We start from the raw sequence: 22,189 nt of genomic DNA, 5'->3' as shown, positions 1-22,189 counted from the left end.
TTAATTGTTTTTAGGTGTATTGAATCCAGAAACCATTGCAAGTAATTTTAAACTACTAATAGCTTCTAATTTTTGTTTTAAAATATCTTCTTCTGCTTTAGTTTCTGTTTCCGTTACTAAAACCAAAACATCTTTGTTTTCTGCAGGAAGAACATCACATTCTTTTATAGAGGAAAGCACTTGAATAAGCTCATTTTTTTTACCATCATGAGGATGGGCTAAATAACTTTTTATAGGCATAGAATAGTTGTTAATTTCCTTAACAAATTAATAAATATATGAATATGGAAAAAATGATATTTATCATAATGTGTAGTTATTCAGTACGTTATGTTTTTGTGGAAACAACGAATAGGCTTGGAAGTGAAGTGATTAAAGACTTTTTTGTCTTTTTTTAAATAAAACAAAAATATAATTTATAATTATTTTAAATAATTTACTGTTTATGATTAGCCTCATAATCTAAAAATGAGTTTGCCTTTAATTTTGTGATCTAGTTGAAGTAAAGTTTATGACGTATAAAATTAAAAGTAGAATATGGATAGAAGTAGGTGATACTACTTTTTTAGGAGAAGGAAGAATTAGGCTATTGAAGTCCATTAAAGAAACTAAATCATTATCAAAATCAGCAAGAGAATTGGGAATGTCCTATAAAAAAGCATGGAACTTAATTGATTCAGTAAATAAAAAATCAATGAAACCAGTTGTCGTAAAAATATCAGGAGGTTCTGGAGGTGGTGGAACTACATTAACAGAGCATGGTTTTAAACTTATAGAAATGTATGAGAATATTAATACCAACTGTTGGAAGTACTTAGATAAACAGCTAAAAAAATACTCATTAGACTAATTTAAATAGCAGAAAATAAGAAGTAGAAAGCATGACTAATATCATATTTTAAATTTAGCTGTCCAACTACTTTCGCATCTAGAATTATTTATAAATATATGACATTAAAAGATAAAATTACGTGTTTAAAGTCAGAAAAAAATGCGGTTATATTAGCTCACTATTACCAAGATACTGAAATACAAGATGTGGCTGACTACGTAGGTGATAGTTTAGGTTTGTCACAAAAAGCAGCAGAAACAGATGCAGATTTAATTGTATTTGCAGGAGTACATTTTATGGCTGAAACAGCTAAGATTTTAAACCCTACAAAAACAGTTGTTTTACCTGATTTAGAAGCAGGCTGTTCTTTAGCAGAATCATGCCCATCTAAAGAATTTGAAAAATTTATAAAAGAACACCCAGATCATAAGGTAGTGACTTATGTAAATTGTAGTGCAGAAGTTAAAGCGTTAACTGATATTGTTTGTACTTCTTCTAATGCACTCAAAATAGTCGAATCTATACCTAAAAACACTCCAATTATTTTTGCTCCTGATAGAAATTTAGGAAAATATATTATAAAACAAACTGGTAGAGATATGCTCCTATGGGATGGTAGTTGTGTAGTTCACGAAGCTTTTTCTATAGATAAACTGATAGAGTTACATAAAAAATATCCTGATTATAAAATAATTGCACATCCTGAATCTGAAGAGCATATTTTAAAAACAGCTACGTATGTTGGTTCAACAGCAGGAATGATTAATTATGTTAAAGAGTACTCTAATCAAAAGTTTATTGTGGCAACAGAGGCTGGAATTTTACATAAAATGCAACAAGAAGTTCCAAATACAGAATTAATTCCTGCCCCAGCTAAAGAAGATAATACATGTGCATGTAGTGAATGTGCTTATATGAAAGTAAATACTATGCAAAAGTTATATGATTGCTTATTGCATGAAAGCCCCAAAATTGAGGTGTCGAAAAATATTAGAGAAAAGGCATTGGTACCAATTCAACGTATGCTAGAACTTTCAAAATAGATGATAATAACCGATTATTTAGTAATAGGATCAGGAGTTGCAGGACTTACTTTTGCGGTTAAGATAGCAGAAAAGTTTCCTAATAAAACAGTAACCATAATAACTAAAGGAAGCAAAGATGAGTCTAATACTAAGTACGCTCAAGGAGGAGTAGCAGTTGTTTTGGATAAGGAGAAAGATTCATTTCAAAAACATATTCAAGATACATTAATAGCGGGTGATGGTTTGTGTGATAGAACCATTGTTGAAATGGTAGTCAATGAAGGACCAAAACGGTTTAAAGAACTCATTACTTGGGGAGCTAATTTTGATATAAACACAGAAGGTAGTTTTGATTTAGGTAAAGAGGGAGGGCATTCAGAGTATCGGGTGGTACACCATAAAGATATAACAGGATATGAGATTGAAAGAGCTTTGTTACAACGTATTCACCAGTTAAAAAACACTAAACTTTTATCACATCACTTTTCTATCGATTTAATTACAGAGCATCAGTTAAAGTCAAAAGAAAGAAAGCAAACAAGGTGTTATGGTGCCTATGTGCTAAATGAAAAAACAGAGAAAGTTTTTACAATAAAAGCGAATAATACAATACTAGCTTCTGGAGGAATTGGCAACGTTTACGGACATACTACAAATCCTATAATTGCTACTGGAGATGGTGTAGCAATGGCATACAGAGCAAAAGCGGTTATAAAAGATATGGAGTTTGTTCAATTTCATCCAACTGTATTGTATAACAAAGAAGGAGGTTCTTCTTTTTTAATTTCAGAGGCAGTAAGAGGGTTTGGAGCTTATTTAAGAGATAAAAAAGGAAATCGTTTTATGCTAAATTATGACGCTAGAGGAGAATTAGCATCGCGAGATATCGTTTCCCAATCTATAGACAAAGAACTAAAGGAATCAGGAGATCCTTGTGTGTTTTTAGATTGTACGCATCTAGGTATGATAGCTTTTCAAAAACATTTTCCAACTATTTATGAAAAATGTAAGAGTTTAAGTATTGATGTCGCAAAAGATTGGATACCGGTAGTACCTGCTTCACATTATTTATGTGGAGGTATTGTGGTTGATAAATATGGAAAAACAACCGTTCAAAATTTATTTTGTTGTGGAGAAACCTCAAGAACAGGATTACATGGAGCTAATAGATTAGCTTCTAATTCTTTGTTAGAAGCATTGGTGTATGCTCATAATATTTTTAAATTTTTATCAGAGAATAATTCACCTTACTTACCTGTTGAGATACCAGAATGGAATGATGAGGGAGTGCTGATAAATAAAGAGACTGAAGTAATTGATAACAGCTTAAAAGAGTTACAAGCTTTAATGCGAGATTACGCAGGAATTGTTAGAAGTAATTCACGGTTAATCATAGCAAAAAACAAACTTGAAATACTTTATAATAAAGTAGAGAAGTTATATAAAGAATCTAAAGTAACGATTGCTTTGTGTGAGTTAAGAAATATGATTAATGTAGCGCATTTAATTATTAATCAATCTATAGAAAGAAAAGAAAACAAAGGAGGCTTTTTTAACATTGACAATACCATCAAAGAGGTTCGTAAATTAGTCTAATCCCATGACTTTTATCATTAATTAAACAGTACTTTCTTGTGACATTTGTAGCTATAAAAAATGAATAAAATGTCAGATAATTTAAAGATTGTTACAGCTGAAGAAGCAGTAGCTATTGTAAAATCAAATAATAAAATATTTTTCCAAGGAGCAGCAATGACTCCTAATTTATTAATAGATACTTTGTGTGAACGTTATCAAGAGGTAACCAATGTAGAAATAATCCAAATTCATACTCATGGTAAAGCTAAGTATTTAGAAGAACCTTATAGTAAATCATTTAAATTGATAAGTTGCTTTGTAGGTGATAACGTAAGAAAAGGAGTAAATATGAATAATGGAGATTATATTCCTATTTTTTTAAGTGAAATACATTGGTTATTCCGTCGCAATATTTATCCATTAGATGTAGCATTTATCCAAGTTTCTCCACCTGATAAACATGGGTATTGTTCTTTAGGAACTTCAGTAGATATTACATTGCCAGCTATACAAACAGCTAAAACGGTTATAGCTCAGGTAAATCCAAATGTTCCCAGAACACATGGAGATGGTATTATTCACATAAGTAATATTGATTATGCAGTAAAAGTTGACTCGCCAATTCATACCTCAATAACAGGAACACCTTCAGAAATAGAAACTAAAATAGGAAAAAATGTAGCAGGATTAATTGAAGATGGAGCAACACTACAAATGGGAATAGGGAATATTCCTAATGCTGTATTACATAATTTAACAAACCATCAACGTTTAGGTATTCATACAGAGATGTTTTCTGACGGTGTATTACCATTAATAGAGAAAGGAGTAATAACTGGGGAAGAAAAAGAAGTAAAAACAGGAAAAATTGTTACTTGTTTTGCTGTAGGCTCTCAAAAACTATATGATTTTATAGATGATAATCCGTCAGTACATTTTAAAGAGGCGGGTTATACAAACGATACCTCTATTATAAAATTAAATCCAAAAGTTACCGCAATTAATAGCGCTATTGAAATAGACTTAACAGGACAAGTTTGTGCAGATACAATTGGAAAATATCAATATTCAGGAGTAGGAGGACAAATGGATTTTATTAGAGGAGCATCCTTATCAAAAGGAGGAAAAGCAATTATAGCAATGCCTTCAATAACAGCAAAAGGAGTTTCTAAAATTACACCATTTTTAAAAGAAGGAGCAGGGGTTACAACTACAAGAGCCCATGTACATTATGTAGCAACAGAATATGGAGTAGTTAATTTGTTTGGAAAGAGTTTAAAAGAACGAGCAAAAGCATTAATTTCTATAGCTCACCCTAATTTTAGAGAAGAATTAGAAAGAGAAGCTTTTAATAGATTTACCAAGTTATAAATAAAAAAGGAGCAGTAAATAAACTGCTCCTTTTTTATTAAGATATTTTCTTTTCTAAAAGAATAGCCTTTGGATGCAAAATATTATTTTCGAGATGTATATGTTTATGTAAATCTTGTTCAAACTCTCCTAGCTTAGCATATAAAGCTCTAAAAGTATTACAGGCTCCTTCTGGAGGAGAATAATTATTAGACAGTCTAGATATTTCTTTAAAAATATTTCCAGCACTTTCATGTTCATGTTCCATCATTTGTATTGGATTGTTTACAGTTCCAAAAGGAGGTGTTGTGTTTTTTCTTCCTTCTTTTTCAGCCTGTACTAATTGTTTTATAAAAGGAAATAATACCTGTTCTTCTTTTTGCATGTGTGATAGTAACTCATTAGCAACCTCATGAAATAACTGATTTATTTCAACTACTTCAATATAATGATGTCCGTGAACCTTAGCTACCTTGTTAGCATATTGAGAAATGATAGGTAGACTCTCTCTTACGTAGGTATGATGTATATTTTCAATATAAATCATTAAAAAATCTAACTCCCATTTATCATAGTCTTCAATAACATCTTTTATTACATCAACCTCTGCTAGTTCTTTTTCAAGAATTGCTAGATCTACATTGTTTTTTGCGCAAGCTTTTTCAACAGATATACCTCCACCACAGCAAAAATCAATTCCGTATTTCTTAAAAATATGTGCTGTTTTTATATTTTCAGTCACATAATCAGCTACTGTTTTGTTACTTGATACTACCATAATTTCTAGTTTTTAGATGTGAATAAAGTTGGTTTAATAGTTACCATAACCCAAGCCCAATTATTTGTGTTACCATCTGAATTTCCTTTTAAAACCTCCATTCCTTCAGAAGGAAATAAGTGAGAATATCCAGCTTTAAAACCAATATCTTTCGTAAACTTATATCCGTATACAATATCTACTTCAGTGCCAAGTTGATTAGAAACGGAGTTATTAATATCTGCAGCAGCAGAAAAATTATGAACAAAAGCTGTTAAACCAGATTTTGAGTTTAATTTAAAATTAGCTTTTGCATAGAGGTCTAGCAAACCAACACTGTTTATATGATTTCCTACGTAGAAATAATCCATAAAACCATTAAACTTATGATTGGTTCCATAAAAAGGAGTAAAAGCATTGTTTTCATTAGCAGGAGTATTGTAATCATTACCACTTTGTAATTCAACTCCTAAACCAATTTTTGCTTTTTCTGAAGCTTTAAACATAGCTTCTAAACCAAGTAAATAAGCGTTTAAATCTCTATCTAAAACATCATTACCAAATTGATAATATAAGTTAGCAGCAATAGTAAATTTATCTTTCTTTGCAGTTAAATGTGTTCCTATAGTTTGACTATACTTAAGTCCGTTAGGAGATTGCATACCATTGTTTAAAAACAAAAAACTACCAGAAAAGTTACTCCAATCTTTATGTAACCAGGCATATTGCATTGCTTTATACGTATTTGGTGTAGTCAAATTTGTTCCTGTTAGGTTTTCTTTTGATTGATTAAAAGCCAAACCAATATCAAACTTAAAACTATCTTTTTTATACTTCAGCATTGCCATATCATGGCTACGAGCTTGTTGTGCCCAACCAACATTACCAAAAATTCTACTATCGTCATAAATAACCTCTTGTCTCCCTAGTTTTACAGAAAAATTAGGATCTAATAATATTTCCGCCCAAGCTTGGTGTACACTCAAACCACTATTATCAGCAGTATTTAATTGCGGAACATCTCCCCAAACTCTTACATCTTGAAAACTAACATAAAAATTTAATTTTTCAGTTTTATAGGTTGTGTTCAATCGAGTTCTTTGAGAAACAAAAAGAGCAGGATTAGCATTATCAGGAAATAAGGTTTTAAATCCATGCCTATATTCAGCACGTGGACGCAGTTCTGCATCAATTGTTAATTGAGCAAAAGTTGTAATGGTAGCAAAAAAGAGCAATGCTATTATAATTTTTGACGCTTTCATAATTTTTTAATTAACATTAGCCCAAATTTCTAGATAAATGCTAGGATAAAACATGATAAAAATCAGGTAGAACTAAAAAAAGATGAAAATATCTTTTATAGATAATAAAAATTAAAATGAGTATAGTTAATAATGAATCGTAGCTTTGTAAGTAACAAAGAAAAGAAACTACTAATAAGTTAAATAAAACGAAAGAGCAGAATGAACGACAAAATTTTAACTTGGAAAGACGTAATTAATTTTGCAATTAATGGTAATCCAACACCTGATAAAAGAGTGGAAAAAACAGCAGTAGAATGGCAAGAACTTTTAACCCCAGAACAGTTTAGAGTTACCAGACAAAAAGGAACAGAAAGACCAAATTCAGGAGCATTATGTAGTGTTTATGATGCTGGAAAATATAAATGTGTATGTTGTGGTACACCTTTGTTCGATTCAACGATTAAATTTAGTTCAGGTACTGGTTGGCCTAGTTTTACGCAACCTATAAAAGAAAACGCTATTCAATATGAAAAAGATACTACTTTTGGTATGGTACGCGTGGAAGTACTATGCAATACTTGTGATGCTCATTTAGGACATGTTTTTCCTGACGGACCAAAACCTAGTGGACTACGTTATTGCATTAACTCGGCTTCAATGATTTTAGATACAGAATAAAGAAAGGAGAGAAATGACAAATAATAAATTAGAAGTGATAACTGTTGGTGGCGGTTGCTTTTGGTGTGTAGAAGCTGTTTTAAATCAAATAAAAGGAGTAGAAGAAGTAGTATCTGGTTACATGGGCGGTACTGTACCAGGAACACCAACCTATAGAGAAATTTGTTCAGGTTTAACAGGACATGCAGAAGTAGTACAAGCAATGTTTAATCCTCAAATTATAAGCTATGAAGAGTTATTGGTAATGTTTATGACAAGTCACGACCCAACAACGTTAAACAGGCAAGGAGCAGATGTAGGAACCCAATACCGTTCTGTAATTTTTTATCATACTCAAGAACAACAACAAATTGCTGAAAAAGTAGTTAAAAAGCTGGCTCCCTATTATGAAGATGAAATTGTAACAGAAATAAGCCAAGCATCCACATTTCATAAAGCAGATGAGAGTCATCAAGATTTTTATGAAAAAAATAAGGATCAAATGTATTGTGTAGTTGTGATTTCGCCTAAATTGGCAAAATTAAAAAAACTGTACGCAAGCAAACTAAAAGAACAATAGAACGTGTTGAAATTCAATATACAAAATACCTTTACTCAAGAATTACCTGCTGACACAATTCAAGAAAATACTCGAAGGCAGGTTACAGAAGCTTGCTTTTCGTATGTAACACCTAAAAAAACGTCCAATCCAAAAATAATTCATGTTTCAGATGAAATGGTACAAACGTTGGGGCTTTCAGAAACAGCAATAGCTTCAGAGGAATTCAAGAACATTTTTACAGGGAATGATGTATATAAAAATACGCAACCGTATGCGATGTGCTACGGCGGACATCAATTTGGACATTGGGCAGGGCAATTAGGAGACGGTAGAGCGATTAACTTGTTTGAAGCAGTTCATGATAACAAAAAATGGGCATTGCAGTTAAAAGGAGCAGGAGAAACCCCATATTCGAGAAATGCAGACGGATTAGCAGTGTTACGTTCCTCTATTCGTGAGTATTTGTGTAGCGAAGCTATGTATCATTTAGGAGTACCTACAACAAGAGCACTATCTTTGGCACTATCAGGAGATCAAGTTCTAAGAGATGTAATGTATGACGGAAACGCTGAGTATGAAAAAGGAGCAATCGTATGTAGAACAGCCGAGTCTTTTTTACGTTTTGGTAGTTATCAAATATTTCCTGCCAGAGGAGATGTAAAAACATTAAAAACACTAGTTGATTATACTATTAAATATCATTATCCTCATTTAGGTGAAGCTTCAAAAGAAACGTATGTTTCCTTTTTTAAAGAGGTGGCAGAGCGTAGTTTAGAAATGGTAATTCATTGGCAACGTGTTGGTTTTGTACATGGAGTAATGAATACCGATAATATGTCGATTTTAGGTTTAACAATTGATTATGGACCTTACGGATGGTTAGAAGGTTATGACCACGGATGGACGCCAAATACAACAGATAATACTCACAAGCGTTACCGATATGGTTCGCAACCAGAGGTAGTTTTATGGAATTTATATCAGTTGGCAAATGCTCTATATCCTTTAATTGATGAAGTTGAACCTTTAGAAGCTGTTTTAGAAAATTACCAAGAAAAATTTCCTGAAAAGTACATGCATATGATGCGAGAAAAATTAGGGCTGTTTTCGCCAAAAGAATCAGATGGAACATTAGTTTCAAATCTTGAAGAAGTACTTCAAAAAACAGAAACAGACATGACTATTTTTTTTCGATTGTTGTCAAGCATTTCAAAAAATGATACCATAGAGAAGGCAATCAAAAAAATAGAAAAAGCATTTTATAGGCCTTCAGAAGTTGTAGACGAAATAAAAAAAACTTGGGAAAACTGGTTTCAAAATTATATAGATAGATTACAAAATGAAACTGTTTCAGATGAAGAAAGAAAAGCGAAAATGAATGCTGTAAATCCTAAATATGTACTCAGAAATTATATGGCGCAATTAGCCATTGATGATGCAAATAAAAATGATTTTGTATTGTTAAACGAGTTATATTTACTGCTCAAAAATCCTTACGATGAGCAACCAAAATATGAAAAATGGTTTGCAAAACGGCCTGAATGGGCTCGAAATAAAGTAGGATGTTCTATGTTATCTTGTAGTTCTTAAGATAAAAACAAATATTATATTTTAGTTTAAGTAAAGTATTTTAAAATACTGATTATTAATTGATTGTTAAGTTGTTTTAAAAATAGTTCAAAACACTTTTTTAAATAAAAATCAAAATAAATTTGGAAAATCCATTTTTATAATTGAATATTTGTGCTCGTAAAAGTTCAAACACTTATTGACGATGTTATCAAGAAAGGTGGAGGGATTAGACCCTATGAAACCTTAGCAACCCTTTGTGCAAACAAAGAAGGTGCTAAATTCTACCAGAGCATAAAAGCTTGTGGATAGATAACCCAAAGAAGTTTCTTTATTTCTACAAGAATCTTCTTAAAATTTCTTAATAACATTTTTCTAGTAAGCAACATCTAACAAAGATGTGTTTTGGCTTTTGGTTTAATTTTTTATTAACTCAAAAAACAAGAAAAATGAGTACACAAAAATTCGCAACAAATGCGTTGCACGCAGGTCACGATGTAACACAAAATGGAGGAACAAGAGCTGTTCCTATTTATCAAACAACATCGTATGTTTTTAACGATTCAGAGCATGCAGCAAATTTGTTTTCGTTAAAAGAATTAGGATTTATTTACACCCGATTAAACAATCCAACCAATCAAATTTTACAAGATCGTTTAGCTGCTTTAGAAGGCGGTATTGGGGCTGTAGTTTTTGCTTCAGGTACGGCAGCTATTTCAACAGGATTGTTAACCTTGCTAAAAGCAGGAGATCATATTGTAGCTTCGAGTAGTTTGTATGGAGGAACTTACAATTTGCTGAATGTTACCTTACCGAGATTAGGCATTACAACTACGTTTGTTGATGCATCAAACCCAGATAGTTTTGCAGAAGCTGTACAAGAAAATACAAGAGCTTTCTTTGTAGAGTCTTTAGGGAATCCGAAGTTAGATGTTTTAGACTTACAAGCGATATCAGCACATGCAAAAAAGGCTGAAGTTCCTTTTATTGTGGATAATACAGTAGCTACGCCAGCTTTATTAAACCCAATAGAACACGGAGCAAATATTGTAATTCACTCGTTAACAAAATATATTGGAGGACAAGGAAACTCGTTAGGAGGAGCTATTATTGATGCTGGAACTTTTAACTGGGCAAATGGTAAGTTCCCAGAGTTTACAGAACCTTCAGCAGGATATCACGGATTAGTATATCACGAAGCCTTAGGAGCTGCATCATACACATTTAAGTTAATTTTAGAGGGCTTACGAGACTTTGGAGGTGCCTTGAGTCCTACCAATGCTTTTAATATCATTCAAGGATTAGAAACCTTAGAAGTAAGAATTCAAAAACACAGTGAAAATGCCTTGTCTATTGCTAAATGGTTGCAAGAACAAGAAGAAGTTGCTTGGGTAAACTATCCAGGATTAGAAGGTAACAAATACAAAACTTTAGCCGATAAATACTTACCAAAAGGGCAAAGCGGATTGGTAACTTTTGGTGTAAAAGGAGGTTATGAAGCCGCTAAAACCATTGCAGACAATACCAAACTCTTTTCATTACTAGCAAATATTGGAGATACCAAATCTTTAATCATACATCCAGCAAGTACCACACACCAACAATTGAGTGATGAAGCACAAGAAAGTACAGGAGTAACGAAAGACTTAATTCGTTTGTCGGTTGGTTTGGAAAATATCGAAGATTTAAAAACCGATTTAAAAGAAGCATTTGCCAAAATATCTAAAGAAGTATTGGCATAAACCAATAACATTTAGAAAATACCTTAAAAATAAGTCGGTAATGAAAAGTGATTTGCAGCATATTAATATTCTTAGTTATACCACAATAAGCGGTACCCAATTCGATACTATTCCATTAAGTTATGAAACCTTCGGAAAAGCATTGGGTACCGCTCCTGTGGTGCTAATTAATCATGCATTAACAGGAAACAGTAATGTTTCAGGAAATGATGGCTGGTGGCAAGATTTAGTAGGAGAAAACAAGGTTATTGATACAAAGGAATATACCATTTTATGCTTTAACATTCCAGGAAATGGCTATGATAATTTCTTAATAGATGATTACAAAAGTTTCGTAGCACGTGATATTGCAAACATTTTTATACAAGGGCTAGAACAACTCAAAATAACACAATTATTTGCGTTGATAGGAGGATCGTTAGGAGGTGGAATCGCTTGGGAAATGGCAGTGTTGAATCCAAAAATAACAAAACATTTAATCCCAATAGCAACCGACTGGAAATCGACCGATTGGTTAATAGCCAACTGTCAAATACAAGAACAGTTTTTAACCAATTCTAGTAATCCGGTACACGATGCGCGTATGCATGCTATGTTGTGTTATAGAACACCCGAATCGTTTAAAAAACGTTTTCAACGCTCAAAAAATGAAGAATTACAGATTTTTAATGTAGAAAGCTGGTTGTTACATCACGGAAAAAAATTACAAGAGCGCTATCAGTTAGCGTCGTATAAATTGATGAATCAGTTATTAAAAACCATCGATGTAACGAAAGGAAGAGAGGGATTAGATGTGTTAGAAACCATTGAAGCAGACATCCATATCGTTGGCGTAGATTCTGACTTGTTTTTTACTGCCGAAGAAAATAGAGAAACACACAAACAGTTAGCATCGGCTCATGCAAATGTAACCTACAATGAAATTAATTCAGATCATGGGCATGATGCTTTCTTAATAGAATACAAACAATTAGAAAAAATTATTGAACCAATATTCAATCAAAAATCAACCAATAAAAGAATGAAAATTTTAAAGTTTGGCGGAAAATCATTGTCGAATGAAGGCATACCAAATGTAGTAGCAATCATAGAACAAAAAATAAATGAAGGAGAAAATATAGCTGTAGTAGTCTCAGCAAGAGGAAATGCTACAGATGAGTTAGAAGAATTATTAGAAAGAGCAGCTAAAAATGAAGCTTTTAAAGAGAAACTAGAAGCTTTTAAATACGAACAAACAAAATTAACGCCTTTAGTAGATTTTTCTACTGAATTCAATAGGTTAGAAAAACTATTTGAAGGGGTTAGTTTGTTAGGAGACTATAGTCAAAAAATAAAAGACGAAGTGCTAGCTCAAGGCGAGTTGTTGTCTATAAAAACGGTAACCGATTTGTTACAGCAAAAAGGTATCAATGCCAATGCTACCGATGCTAGAAACTTGTTAAAAACAGATGAAAGCTTAGGAAATGGACAATCAATAATTGAAATTTCGAAAGAAAATGTAAAAAATCATTTCAAACAACATAACGGAACAACAGTAAACATTGTTACCGGGTTTATAGCATCGAATTTAAAGAATGAAACGACGACTTTAGGAAGAAACGGAAGTAATTACACTGCTTCATTATTAGCCAATTATTTAGATGCGGAAGAGTTACAAAACTACACACATGTAGATGGTATTTTTACCGCAAATCCTGATTTGGTAGCTGATGCTAAAAAGATAGAAGAGTTATCTTTCTCTGAAGCGAATGAGTTAGCCAATTTCGGAGCTACTATTTTGCATGCAAAAACCATCATTCCTTTATTGGAGAAGAATATTAACCTTCGAATATTAAATACGTTTAACCCAAACGATAAAGGAACGTTGATTACGGCAAAATCAACTTCCAAAGGAATCAAATCCTTATCAGTATTAGACAAGGTTGCTTTAATAAACTTCGAAGGAAGAGGCTTGTTGGGAAAAGTAGGAGTGGATGCACGTATTTTTAAAGCTCTGAGTAATCACGGAATTAGCGTGAGCATTATTTCGCAAGGATCTTCAGAACGAGGGATTGGTTTAGTGGTAGATAAAAGTAATGCAGTAGCAGCGGTAAAAGCTTTGGAACAAGAGTTTGAAAATGATTTACAAACAAAAGATGTCAATCAAATTTCCATTCAAGAAGAAGTAGCGGTAATCTCAATCATAGGACAAGATTTAAGTGAATTCCACCATCCATACAATGCTTTAATTAAGAATCAAATAGTTCCTTTATTATTCAACAATACAATTACAGGTAAAAATGTGAGTTTGGTGGTGAAAAAGGAACAATTACATAAGGCGTTGAATGTAATTCATGGTCAAGTATTTGGAGTTGCTAAAAAGATAAACATTGCTGTTTTTGGTAAAGGTTTAGTAGGAGGAACATTGATAGAACAGATATTAGAAAGTTCGAAATCAATCTTAGAAAGACGTAAAATCCATCTGAACATTTTTGCGATAGCCAATTCTAAAAAAGTTTTGTTAACCAAAAATGGAGTAGCAACTAATTGGTCGAATGAGCTTGAGAGTGCAGCAGAAAACCAGCATATAGTTGATACAGTAATCGATTACGCTAAAGAACATCATTTAGAAAACCTAATTGCGGTAGACAATACAGCAAGCGTAGACTTTATAGAAAATTACATTCCGTTAGTCAATGCAGGGTTCGATTTGGTTTCATCTAACAAAATAGCCAATACGGTTTCGTATAATTTTTATAAAGAGCTACGAGAAACGTTAGAAAAAAATAAGAAGAGTTACCTGTATGAAACTAATGTAGGTGCAGGATTACCGTTGATTGATACGATTAAACTGTTACACGATTCAGGAGAAAATATCACGAGAATTAGAGGTGTATTTTCAGGTTCGTTAAGTTACTTGTTCAATAAATTTTCTGCGGAAGAAGTGCCGTTTTCAACCGTATTACAAGAAGCAATTGACAGCGGATTTACAGAACCAGACCCTCGTGAGGATTTGTGCGGAAATGATGTAGCGAGAAAACTATTGATTTTAGCTCGTGAGTTAGATTTAGAAAATGAATTTGAAGATATTCAGATAGAGAACTTAATACCAGAAGCGTTTAGAGAAGTATCTTCAGAAGAGTTTTTAGAAAACTTAGAAGAATTAAATCCAACGTTTCAACAGCAGAAAGAAGCTCAAGAAGAGAAACATGTGCTTCGATATATTGGAGATTTACATGGAGATTTACAACAAATAAAAGGAGAGTTGGATGTAAAGCTAGTCTCTGTACCAGAGAGTTCTCCTTTAGGAAGTTTAAAAGGTTCCGATGCCATTTTTGAAATTTATACAGAATCTTACGGAGAACAACCTATCGTAATTCAAGGAGCAGGAGCAGGATCAAAAGTTACTGCAAGAGGCGTATTTGGAGACATCTTACGATTAGCAAAGAATAATAACTAGAAAAGAGAAGAAAGAAAATAGATACAAGAATTAAGACCCAAAAATCTTGATTCTTTTACCTTACAACGAAGCGGTCAAACATCTAAAAAAATAACATGAGCAAAAATTTTGAAACACATGCCATACGAACGCAAACTGAACGTTCACAATTTTCAGAGCATTCTACCCCCTTATACTTAACATCAAGTTTTGTGTTTGACGATGCTGAGGATATGAGAGCATCATTTGCTGAAGAAAAGCAACGAAACCTATATAGTCGATTTTCAAATCCGAATACCACAGAATTCGTCGATAAAGTAGTGGCCATGGAAGGTGCCGAAGCAGGATATGCGTTTGCAACAGGTATGGCAGCCGTGTTTTCAACTTTTGGAGCTTTGTTAAATGCAGGAGATCATATTGTATCGTGTCGCTCTGTTTTTGGTTCAACACATAGTTTGTTTACCAAATATTTACCTAAGTGGAATATTGAAACAAGTTATTTTAAAATAACCGAAGCTGACAAAATCGAGAGCTTAATTCAACCAAATACCAAAATATTATATGCTGAGACACCTACCAATCCGGCAGTAGATATTTTAGATTTGGAGCTGTTAGGAAGTATAGCAAAGAAGCACAATTTATTATTAGTGATAGACAATTGCTTCGCAACACCTTATTTACAAAATCCAATTAAATTCGGTGCCGATTTGGTGATTCACTCAGCTACAAAGCTAATAGACGGTCAAGGTCGCGTTTTAGGAGGAGTAACCGTAGGAAAAGAGGACTTAGTTAGAGAAATCTATTTATTTTCAAGAAATACAGGTCCAGCAATGTCACCATTCAATGCTTGGGTGTTGTCTAAGAGTTTAGAAACGTTGTCGATTAGAGTAGAAAAACATTGTGAAAACGCCTTGAAAGTAGCACAGTTTTTAGAAGAACATCCAAAGGTGAACTTGGTGAAGTATCCATTTTTAAAATCACATCCGCAGTATGAAATAGCTAAAAAACAAATGCGACTAGGAGGAAATATTGTTGCTTTTGAAATCCAAGGAGGTATAGAAGCAGGCCGTAAATTTTTGAATAGTATTCAACTATGCTCATTATCAGCAAATTTAGGAGACACAAGAACTATTGTAACGCATCCAGCATCTACAACACATAGTAAGTTAAGTGAAGAAGATCGATTAGAGGTAGGAATTACTGATGGTTTAGTACGATGTTCGGTGGGATTAGAAAACGTAGAGGATGTAATTTATGATTTAAATCAAGCATTAAATAATTAAGAAGTAAAGCATATATTTGTAATATGCTTTCTAAGAAAACAAAATACGGAATTAAAGCGCTTACTTTTATTGCTAGGCAAGAAAAAGGCACTATGGTACAAATAGCTACCATTTCAGAAAAGGAAAATATTTCGCACAAGTTTTTAGAAAGCATATTACTTACCTTACGAAAATCAGGAATTTTAGGAGCTAAAAAAGGAAAAGGTGGAGGCTATTATTTGCTAAAGCCAGCTAACGAAATTAAAATGACTGATGTTATAAGAACACTTGAAGGACCTATTGCTATGGTACCATGTGTTAGTTTGAATTATTATGAAAAATGTGATGACTGTCCAGATGAAGAAGCTTGCTCAGTACACAAACTAATGATTCAAGTAAGAGATAATACGCTACAAGTACTTCGTAATAACACACTTGCAGATTTAGTGTAGTATTAACAAATTGTAAAATTCAAATATTTTTTTGATTTCTCCTTGGAGAATTAAAAAGCATATGTATATTTGTCGACTTAAAACCTAGTATTCCGATAGGGTAATGGTATTTTAAAAATGATTGTAGAACAAGTAGTAGAAAATAAAGCAAATTATAAAGAAGATAAGCTTTCTGAAAAGCCAATAAGAAGCATTATAAAATCAATAAGTTGGAGAGTTGTCGGTACCATAGATACAATATTAATATCATGGGTAATTACAGGACAAGTAAAGACAGCTTTTTCAATTGGAGCTGTAGAATTAGTAACAAAAATGTTATTGTATTTTTTTCACGAAAGAGTTTGGAACAGTATTAAATGGGGCAAAAAATGAGTATAGAAACAATGAATTTAGAAGCAGTAAACGCAGAGTTAAAAAACAAATCTCCAAAAGAGATTATTGTTTGGGCATTACTACAAGCAAATAAAGCCGTAGTAACTACAAACTTTCGTCCCTATGAAGGAGCTATTTTATACGCGGTAGCATCAGTAAAAAACAGTATAGATGTTATTTGGTGTGATACAGGATATAATACTCCACAAACCTATAAACATGCCGAAGAGTTAATTGAAAAACTACAGTTAAACATTCAGTTGTATGTACCTAAACAAACAGTAGCACACAGAAACATCACTTTAGGTTTACCAACAATAGATGATCCAAAACATGCTGTTTTTACAGAACAAGTAAAATTAGAACCTTTTAAAAGAGCAATGAATGAGCACAAACCAGATGTTTGGTTTACGAATTTGAGAAAAGGACAAACTGCTTTTAGAGATAGTATTGACATTGTTTCAAGAAGTAAAGACGGAGTATTAAAAGTAAGTCCATTTTACCATTGGTCAGATGAGGAGTTAGATACTTATTTAGATGAGCATCAATTACCAAACGAGTTTAAGTACTTCGATCCCACAAAAGTAGAAAGTAACAGAGAATGTGGTTTACATATTTAAAGAACATGATTATGAATACAGAAACTATACAAGTAGGAGCTTTAGAAAGCGAAGCCATATACATATTAAGAGAAGTAGTCGCGCAATTTGAAAAACCGGTGTTATTGTTTTCGGGGGGCAAAGATAGCATAACACTGGTGCGACTTGCTCAAAAAGCATTTTATCCAGCAAAGATTCCATTCCCTTTATTACATATTGATACAGGGCATAATTTTCCTGAAACGATTGAATTTAGAGACCGTTTGGTAAAAGAATTAGGAGTTGAGTTAATAGTACGTCAAGTACAAGACAATATTGATGCTGGTAAAGTAAAAGAAGAAACAGGAAAATACGCAAGCCGAAACATGTTACAAACCGAAACGTTATTAGATGCCATAGAAGAATTCGGTTTCGACGCATGTATCGGTGGTGCGCGTAGAGATGAAGAGAAGGCAAGAGCTAAAGAACGTATTTTTTCAGTACGAGACGACTTTGGGCAATGGGATGAAAAAAATCAACGTCCAGAATTGTTCGATATGCTAAATGGAAGAATTGATTTAGGTCAGAATGTACGTGTTTTCCCAATCTCTAACTGGACAGAGTTAGATGTATGGTCATATATACAACAAGAACAAATTGAAATTCCATCTATTTATTTTGCGCATAAAAGAGCCACTTTTATTAGAGATGGACTCATTTGGTCTGCCAATGATGAAGTAGTATATAGAGAAGATGAAGAAGAAGTACGAGAGCGTATGGTGCGATTTAGAACCGTAGGAGATATGAGTTGTACGGCAGCAGTTTTATCAGAAGCAATAGATATAGATACTGTAGTAGATGAAATTAGAGAATCAACCATTTCAGAAAGAGGAGCAAGGATTGATGATAAACGATCTGAAGCAGCGATGGAGAAACGTAAACAACAAGGATATTTTTAAAAGAAAACCTAGTATTTAGTATAGAGTAATGAGAAAAAATACTCAAAACTCAATACTAACCACTCAATACTAAAACAACATGAACGTAGTAAAAATAGCAACAGCAGGAAGTGTAGATGACGGAAAGAGTACACTAATAGGGCGAATTTTATACGATACAAAATCATTAACCCAAGATAAATTAGAAGCAATAGAAGAAAAAAGTAAGCAACGCGGGTTTGATTACTTAGACTTTTCTTTAGCTACAGATGGGTTGGTAGCAGAACGCGAACAAGGAATTACTATTGATGTAGCTCACATATATTTTTCAACACCAAAAACCAGTTTTATTATAGCTGATACTCCAGGTCATATAGAGTACACTAGGAATATGGTTACAGGAGCTTCAAACTCTCAAGCTTCTATCATTTTAGTAGATGCAAGAAACGGAGTAGTAGAGCAAACCTATCGTCATTTTTTTATCAATAATTTATTGAGAGTAAAAGATGTAATAGTAGCAGTAAATAAAATGGATTTGGTTGACTTTTCAGAAGAAAAATTCAATCAGATTAAAGGTGAGATAGAATATTTAGCGAAGAAGAGCGATTATCAAAATCAAAACATCACATTCATACCTCTTTCAGCTTTGAAAGGAGATAATGTTGTGAAGTCTTCAGAAAACACCCCTTGGTATAAAGGAGAAACTTTATTGAATCACCTTGAAAACTTGGGGGCTGAAGATACACAAGAAGCATCAAAAGCACGTTTTCCAGTACAAACAGTTATTCGTCCAAAAACAGACGAATATCACGATTTTAGAGGATATGCAGGAAAACTGTATGGAGGCGATTTAGTGGTAGGAGATAGCGTAACGGTATTACCATCAGCAACAAAATCTACCATAAAAAGTATTCAGTTTTTTGATAAAGAATATGCAAGAGCAAAAAGAGGGAGTTCTGTAAACATCACTTTAGAAGACGATGTAAATGTAAGTAGAGGAGATATGTTGGTGAAAACAGGAGAAGAACCTTCTGTGGTAAAACAGTTAGAAGCTACCATTTGTTGGATGGATAAAGCACCATTACAAGCTTCTCAGAAATATTACATCAAACATGGAGTAAACGATGTACAAGCAAAAATAACAGAATTAACATCTTTAATTCGTACCGATTTTTCTGGAAAAGAAGAAACTCCATCTCAATTATCACTAAACGAAATAGGAGAGGTGAGTTTAAAAGTTAGCAAGCCATTGTTTGTTGACTCATATGAGGAAAACAAAGCAAACGGAACGTTTATAATCATCAATCCAAAAACCAATACTACATCAGGAGTTGGTTTTATCAAGTAAATAATAAAAGTTATGGCAATAATCATTACAGATGAGTGCATTAACTGTGGAGCTTGCGAACCTGAATGCCCAAATACAGCCATTTATGAAGGAGCAAGTGACTGGAAGTATAACGAAGGAACCTCACTACAAGGAAATGTAACCTTATTGGATGGAACTTCGGTAAATGCAGACGAGGATAATGAACCAGTATCAGACGAATACTACTTTATAGTACCCGATAAATGTACTGAGTGTAAAGGATTCCATGAAGAACCGCAATGTGCAGCAGTATGTCCGGTAGATTGTTGTGTGCCAGATGATGCACACGTAGAAACCGAAGAACAATTGTTAGCAAAACAAGAGTTTTTACATAACTAATATCAACGCTTTTATAAGCAAACAACGAGTAAAACAGATGCAAAGTTTTAGATCAGAAATAGAAAACCCTTTAGTAGAAAAAGATATCCTAGAGTTAGAGCGTAAAATACGTTTGTTTAACGAAGGAAAAATAGATGAAGAGCGTTTTAGAAGCTTACGTTTAGCCAGAGGAATTTACGGTCAACGCCAATTTGGAGTGCAAATGATTCGTATTAAGTTACCGTATGGTAAAGTTACAAGTGAACAATTACACAGAATTGCAGATGTTTCTGATGAATATTCAAGAGGACGTTTACATATTACCACACGTCAAGATATTCAAATTCATCATGTAAGTTTGGACAGAACACCTGAGTTATGGGCACAGTTAGAGAAAGACGATATTACGTTGCGTGAAGCTTGTGGTAATGCTGTACGAAATGTTACGGCTTCAGAAACTGCGGGAATCGATCCGAAAGAACCATTTGATGTAACACCATACGCACATGCTACTTTCCAATTTTTCTTGCGTAATCCAATCTGTCAAGAAATGGGAAGGAAGTTCAAAATGTCTTTTTCTGCAACAGAAGAAGATACCGCATTGAGTTTTATTCATGATTTAGGATTTATTGCTAAAACGAAAATAGTAGAAGGTAAAGAAGTAAAAGGATTCAAGGTATTATTAGCAGGAGGATTAGGTTCACAACCACGTCATGCAGATGTAATTTATGAATTTTTAGAAGCAGACTTATTGATACCAACTATCGAAGGTGTTTTACGTGTGTTCGATCGTTATGGAGAGCGTGCTAAAAGAGCCAAAGCTCGTTTAAAATTCTTGGTAAAAGATTTAGGAGTAGAAGCCTTTTTAGAATTAGTAGCAACAGAAAGAGCAGCATTGGCGTATAAAACGTATCCAATTAATACTACCGATTTTGAGCAAGACCCTGTTTTTGAAACGAGCGAAGTCCCATCTGTAGTTATAGAGGATGAAGAAGCGTATCAAAACTGGAAATCAACCAATATTTTTAAGCAAAAACAAGAGGGATTGTATGCGATAGGTATTAAAGTACATTTAGGAGATTTTTATACCGATAAAGCACGGTTGTTAGCTGATTTAATAAAGAAGTATGGAGCAAATGAGTTACGCTTTACGCTACGTCAAAATATTTTGATTCGTCACGTAAGAGAAGAGGTTTTACCATTTTTCTATACAGAACTACAAAAATTAGGTTTTGCAGATGCAGGATATAACAGTTTGAATGATATTACTGCATGTCCGGGAACCGATACGTGTAATTTAGGTATTGCTAGCAGTACAGGAATTGCAGCGGAGTTAGAGCGTGTGTTAAAAGCAGAATACCCGCAGTATGTGAATAACAAAGACATTACCATCAAAATTAGTGGATGTATGAATGCTTGTGGGCAACACAATATGGCTCATATTGGTTTTCAAGGAATGTCTATAAAAGTAGGAAAGTTGTTAGCACCAGCCTTACAAGTATTAGTTGGAGGAGGAGTTTTAGGACAAGGAAATGGACGTTTTGCAGATAAGTTGATTAAAATACCAAGTAAAAGAGGACCAGAATCTTTACGAATCTTATTAAACGACTTCGAAAGCCATAAACAAGCAGATGAAGATTTCTTAAACTATTACGATAGACAAGGAAAAACATATTTCTATGAGCTATTAAAAGAATTATCAGACACCACCAATTTAACAGAAGACGATTTTATTGATTGGGGACACGATAAAAATTATGTAAAAGCGATAGGAGTAGGTGAATGTGCTGGAGTGGTAATCGACTTAGTAGCAACTTTACTTTTTGAAAGTGAAGAAAAGTTAGAAAATGCAACACATGCATTAAACAGTCAACAATGGTCAGATAGTATTTACCACGCTTATGCAGCTATGGTTAACACTGCCAAAGCCTTGTTAACAGCAGAAGGAGCAAAAACGAATACACAAGCAGGAATCATTACCAATTTTGATGAACTGTTTGTAGCAACAAATAAAATAGAATTATCAAGTTCATTTGCAGAATTGATTTATCAAATCAATAAAAATGAACCTACGGAAGCTTTTGCAAAAAAGTATTTAGAAGAGGCATCATCATTTTACAAAACAATTGATGCCTACCGAAAAGTAGCCGTAGAAAGTTAAAAAAG

General features: G+C 33.3%; 20 protein-coding genes and 1 riboswitch. Of the genes, 17 read left to right on the top strand and 3 right to left on the bottom strand.

Going from position 1 to position 22,189, the window contains the following annotated elements; translation table 11 throughout:
* Nucleotides 1–240, bottom strand: a complete 240-nt coding sequence (locus VBY68_RS04365) for a hypothetical protein (protein ID WP_273694153.1) — start codon at nucleotides 238–240, stop codon at nucleotides 1–3.
* 271 nt (nucleotides 241–511) lie between these two features.
* On the opposite strand from VBY68_RS04365, the gene VBY68_RS04360 reads away from it, so the two are divergent.
* The 4 genes from VBY68_RS04360 to VBY68_RS04345 all read left to right on the top strand — a co-directional run bounded on the left by VBY68_RS04360 (nucleotide 512) and on the right by VBY68_RS04345 (nucleotide 4,806).
* Nucleotides 512–850 (top strand): winged helix-turn-helix domain-containing protein, encoded by a 339-nt coding sequence (locus VBY68_RS04360; protein ID WP_415269003.1) that lies wholly within the window; start codon nucleotides 512–514, stop codon nucleotides 848–850.
* A gap of 98 nt (nucleotides 851–948) precedes the next feature.
* On the top strand, nucleotides 949–1,875 hold the full coding sequence (gene nadA / locus VBY68_RS04355; RefSeq protein WP_415269002.1) for a quinolinate synthase NadA: 927 nt from the start codon (nucleotides 949–951) through the stop codon (nucleotides 1,873–1,875).
* Nucleotides 1,876–3,453: an L-aspartate oxidase gene (nadB, locus tag VBY68_RS04350; RefSeq protein WP_415269001.1), complete on the top strand. Its 1,578-nt coding sequence runs from the start codon at nucleotides 1,876–1,878 to the stop codon at nucleotides 3,451–3,453.
* Nucleotides 3,454–3,522: 69 nt separating this feature from the next.
* Complete coding sequence (locus VBY68_RS04345) at nucleotides 3,523–4,806, top strand: acetyl-CoA hydrolase/transferase family protein (RefSeq protein WP_415269000.1); 1,284 nt, start codon at nucleotides 3,523–3,525, stop codon at nucleotides 4,804–4,806.
* 37 nt (nucleotides 4,807–4,843) lie between these two features.
* Here the strand turns inward: VBY68_RS04345 and ric are convergent, their stop codons facing one another.
* Both ric and VBY68_RS04335 read right to left on the bottom strand, forming a co-directional pair.
* Nucleotides 4,844–5,563 (bottom strand): iron-sulfur cluster repair di-iron protein, encoded by a 720-nt coding sequence (gene ric / locus VBY68_RS04340; RefSeq protein ID WP_415268999.1) that lies wholly within the window; start codon nucleotides 5,561–5,563, stop codon nucleotides 4,844–4,846.
* A 5-nt stretch (nucleotides 5,564–5,568) separates the two neighbouring features.
* Nucleotides 5,569–6,804: an alginate export family protein gene (locus VBY68_RS04335; RefSeq protein WP_415268998.1), complete on the bottom strand. Its 1,236-nt coding sequence runs from the start codon at nucleotides 6,802–6,804 to the stop codon at nucleotides 5,569–5,571.
* A 213-nt stretch (nucleotides 6,805–7,017) separates the two neighbouring features.
* On the opposite strand from VBY68_RS04335, the gene msrB reads away from it, so the two are divergent.
* The 13 genes from msrB to VBY68_RS04270 all read left to right on the top strand — a co-directional run bounded on the left by msrB (nucleotide 7,018) and on the right by VBY68_RS04270 (nucleotide 22,184).
* Nucleotides 7,018–7,464, top strand: coding sequence for a peptide-methionine (R)-S-oxide reductase MsrB (gene msrB / locus VBY68_RS04330; RefSeq protein ID WP_415269013.1), 447 nt, complete (start codon nucleotides 7,018–7,020; stop codon nucleotides 7,462–7,464).
* Nucleotides 7,465–7,477: 13 nt separating this feature from the next.
* Nucleotides 7,478–8,023 carry a peptide-methionine (S)-S-oxide reductase MsrA gene (gene msrA, locus VBY68_RS04325; protein WP_415268997.1) on the top strand — a complete coding sequence of 182 codons (546 nt, stop codon included), beginning with the start codon at nucleotides 7,478–7,480 and terminating at the stop codon, nucleotides 8,021–8,023.
* A gap of 6 nt (nucleotides 8,024–8,029) precedes the next feature.
* Nucleotides 8,030–9,595: a protein adenylyltransferase SelO gene (locus VBY68_RS04320; protein ID WP_415269012.1), complete on the top strand. Its 1,566-nt coding sequence runs from the start codon at nucleotides 8,030–8,032 to the stop codon at nucleotides 9,593–9,595.
* Between the two features lie 184 nt (nucleotides 9,596–9,779).
* Nucleotides 9,780–9,893, top strand: a riboswitch (SAM riboswitch).
* A 130-nt stretch (nucleotides 9,894–10,023) separates the two neighbouring features.
* Nucleotides 10,024–11,316, top strand: coding sequence for an O-acetylhomoserine aminocarboxypropyltransferase/cysteine synthase family protein (locus VBY68_RS04315; protein ID WP_415268996.1), 1,293 nt, complete (start codon nucleotides 10,024–10,026; stop codon nucleotides 11,314–11,316).
* A 40-nt stretch (nucleotides 11,317–11,356) separates the two neighbouring features.
* Complete coding sequence (gene thrA / locus VBY68_RS04310; RefSeq protein ID WP_415268995.1) at nucleotides 11,357–14,755, top strand: bifunctional aspartate kinase/homoserine dehydrogenase I; 3,399 nt, start codon at nucleotides 11,357–11,359, stop codon at nucleotides 14,753–14,755.
* A 95-nt stretch (nucleotides 14,756–14,850) separates the two neighbouring features.
* Nucleotides 14,851–16,017: an O-succinylhomoserine sulfhydrylase gene (locus tag VBY68_RS04305; protein WP_415268994.1), complete on the top strand. Its 1,167-nt coding sequence runs from the start codon at nucleotides 14,851–14,853 to the stop codon at nucleotides 16,015–16,017.
* Nucleotides 16,018–16,040: 23 nt separating this feature from the next.
* Nucleotides 16,041–16,448, top strand: coding sequence for an RrF2 family transcriptional regulator (locus tag VBY68_RS04300; protein ID WP_099214172.1), 408 nt, complete (start codon nucleotides 16,041–16,043; stop codon nucleotides 16,446–16,448).
* A gap of 117 nt (nucleotides 16,449–16,565) precedes the next feature.
* Entirely contained in the window at nucleotides 16,566–16,820 is a 255-nt protein-coding gene (locus tag VBY68_RS04295) for a DUF2061 domain-containing protein (protein WP_028891803.1), read from the top strand.
* A gap of 11 nt (nucleotides 16,821–16,831) precedes the next feature.
* Nucleotides 16,832–17,440 carry a phosphoadenosine phosphosulfate reductase domain-containing protein gene (locus VBY68_RS04290; protein WP_415269011.1) on the top strand — a complete coding sequence of 203 codons (609 nt, stop codon included), beginning with the start codon at nucleotides 16,832–16,834 and terminating at the stop codon, nucleotides 17,438–17,440.
* Between the two features lie 11 nt (nucleotides 17,441–17,451).
* Nucleotides 17,452–18,357: a sulfate adenylyltransferase subunit CysD gene (gene cysD, locus VBY68_RS04285; protein WP_273694166.1), complete on the top strand. Its 906-nt coding sequence runs from the start codon at nucleotides 17,452–17,454 to the stop codon at nucleotides 18,355–18,357.
* 79 nt (nucleotides 18,358–18,436) lie between these two features.
* Nucleotides 18,437–19,684: a sulfate adenylyltransferase subunit 1 gene (locus tag VBY68_RS04280; RefSeq protein ID WP_415268993.1), complete on the top strand. Its 1,248-nt coding sequence runs from the start codon at nucleotides 18,437–18,439 to the stop codon at nucleotides 19,682–19,684.
* 12 nt (nucleotides 19,685–19,696) lie between these two features.
* Entirely contained in the window at nucleotides 19,697–20,044 is a 348-nt protein-coding gene (locus VBY68_RS04275) for a 4Fe-4S dicluster domain-containing protein (protein ID WP_099214174.1), read from the top strand.
* Nucleotides 20,045–20,081: 37 nt separating this feature from the next.
* On the top strand, nucleotides 20,082–22,184 hold the full coding sequence (locus tag VBY68_RS04270; RefSeq protein ID WP_415268992.1) for a HEPN domain-containing protein: 2,103 nt from the start codon (nucleotides 20,082–20,084) through the stop codon (nucleotides 22,182–22,184).
* Nucleotides 22,185–22,189 lie beyond the last annotated feature (5 nt).

The sequence above is a fragment of the Tenacibaculum ascidiaceicola genome (assembly GCF_047470925.1).
Taxonomy (GTDB): domain Bacteria; phylum Bacteroidota; class Bacteroidia; order Flavobacteriales; family Flavobacteriaceae; genus Polaribacter; species Polaribacter discolor.
This window is presented reverse-complemented; position numbering and strand designations above follow the sequence as displayed.

Coding starts and splice junctions, on each gene's coding strand:
- VBY68_RS04315 (WP_415268996.1), top strand. CDS start 10,024: ATGAGTACACAAAAATTCGCAACAAATGCGTTGCACGCAGGTCACGAT.
- cysD (WP_273694166.1), top strand. CDS start 17,452: ATGAATACAGAAACTATACAAGTAGGAGCTTTAGAAAGCGAAGCCATA.
- VBY68_RS04300 (WP_099214172.1), top strand. CDS start 16,041: ATGCTTTCTAAGAAAACAAAATACGGAATTAAAGCGCTTACTTTTATT.
- ric (WP_415268999.1), bottom strand. CDS start 5,563: ATGGTAGTATCAAGTAACAAAACAGTAGCTGATTATGTGACTGAAAAT.
- VBY68_RS04295 (WP_028891803.1), top strand. CDS start 16,566: ATGATTGTAGAACAAGTAGTAGAAAATAAAGCAAATTATAAAGAAGAT.
- nadB (WP_415269001.1), top strand. CDS start 1,876: ATGATAATAACCGATTATTTAGTAATAGGATCAGGAGTTGCAGGACTT.
- nadA (WP_415269002.1), top strand. CDS start 949: ATGACATTAAAAGATAAAATTACGTGTTTAAAGTCAGAAAAAAATGCG.
- VBY68_RS04365 (WP_273694153.1), bottom strand. CDS start 240: ATGCCTATAAAAAGTTATTTAGCCCATCCTCATGATGGTAAAAAAAAT.
- VBY68_RS04275 (WP_099214174.1), top strand. CDS start 19,697: ATGGCAATAATCATTACAGATGAGTGCATTAACTGTGGAGCTTGCGAA.
- VBY68_RS04360 (WP_415269003.1), top strand. CDS start 512: ATGACGTATAAAATTAAAAGTAGAATATGGATAGAAGTAGGTGATACT.
- VBY68_RS04345 (WP_415269000.1), top strand. CDS start 3,523: ATGTCAGATAATTTAAAGATTGTTACAGCTGAAGAAGCAGTAGCTATT.
- VBY68_RS04270 (WP_415268992.1), top strand. CDS start 20,082: ATGCAAAGTTTTAGATCAGAAATAGAAAACCCTTTAGTAGAAAAAGAT.
- VBY68_RS04290 (WP_415269011.1), top strand. CDS start 16,832: ATGAATTTAGAAGCAGTAAACGCAGAGTTAAAAAACAAATCTCCAAAA.
- thrA (WP_415268995.1), top strand. CDS start 11,357: ATGAAAAGTGATTTGCAGCATATTAATATTCTTAGTTATACCACAATA.
- VBY68_RS04280 (WP_415268993.1), top strand. CDS start 18,437: ATGAACGTAGTAAAAATAGCAACAGCAGGAAGTGTAGATGACGGAAAG.
- VBY68_RS04305 (WP_415268994.1), top strand. CDS start 14,851: ATGAGCAAAAATTTTGAAACACATGCCATACGAACGCAAACTGAACGT.
- VBY68_RS04335 (WP_415268998.1), bottom strand. CDS start 6,804: ATGAAAGCGTCAAAAATTATAATAGCATTGCTCTTTTTTGCTACCATT.
- msrA (WP_415268997.1), top strand. CDS start 7,478: ATGACAAATAATAAATTAGAAGTGATAACTGTTGGTGGCGGTTGCTTT.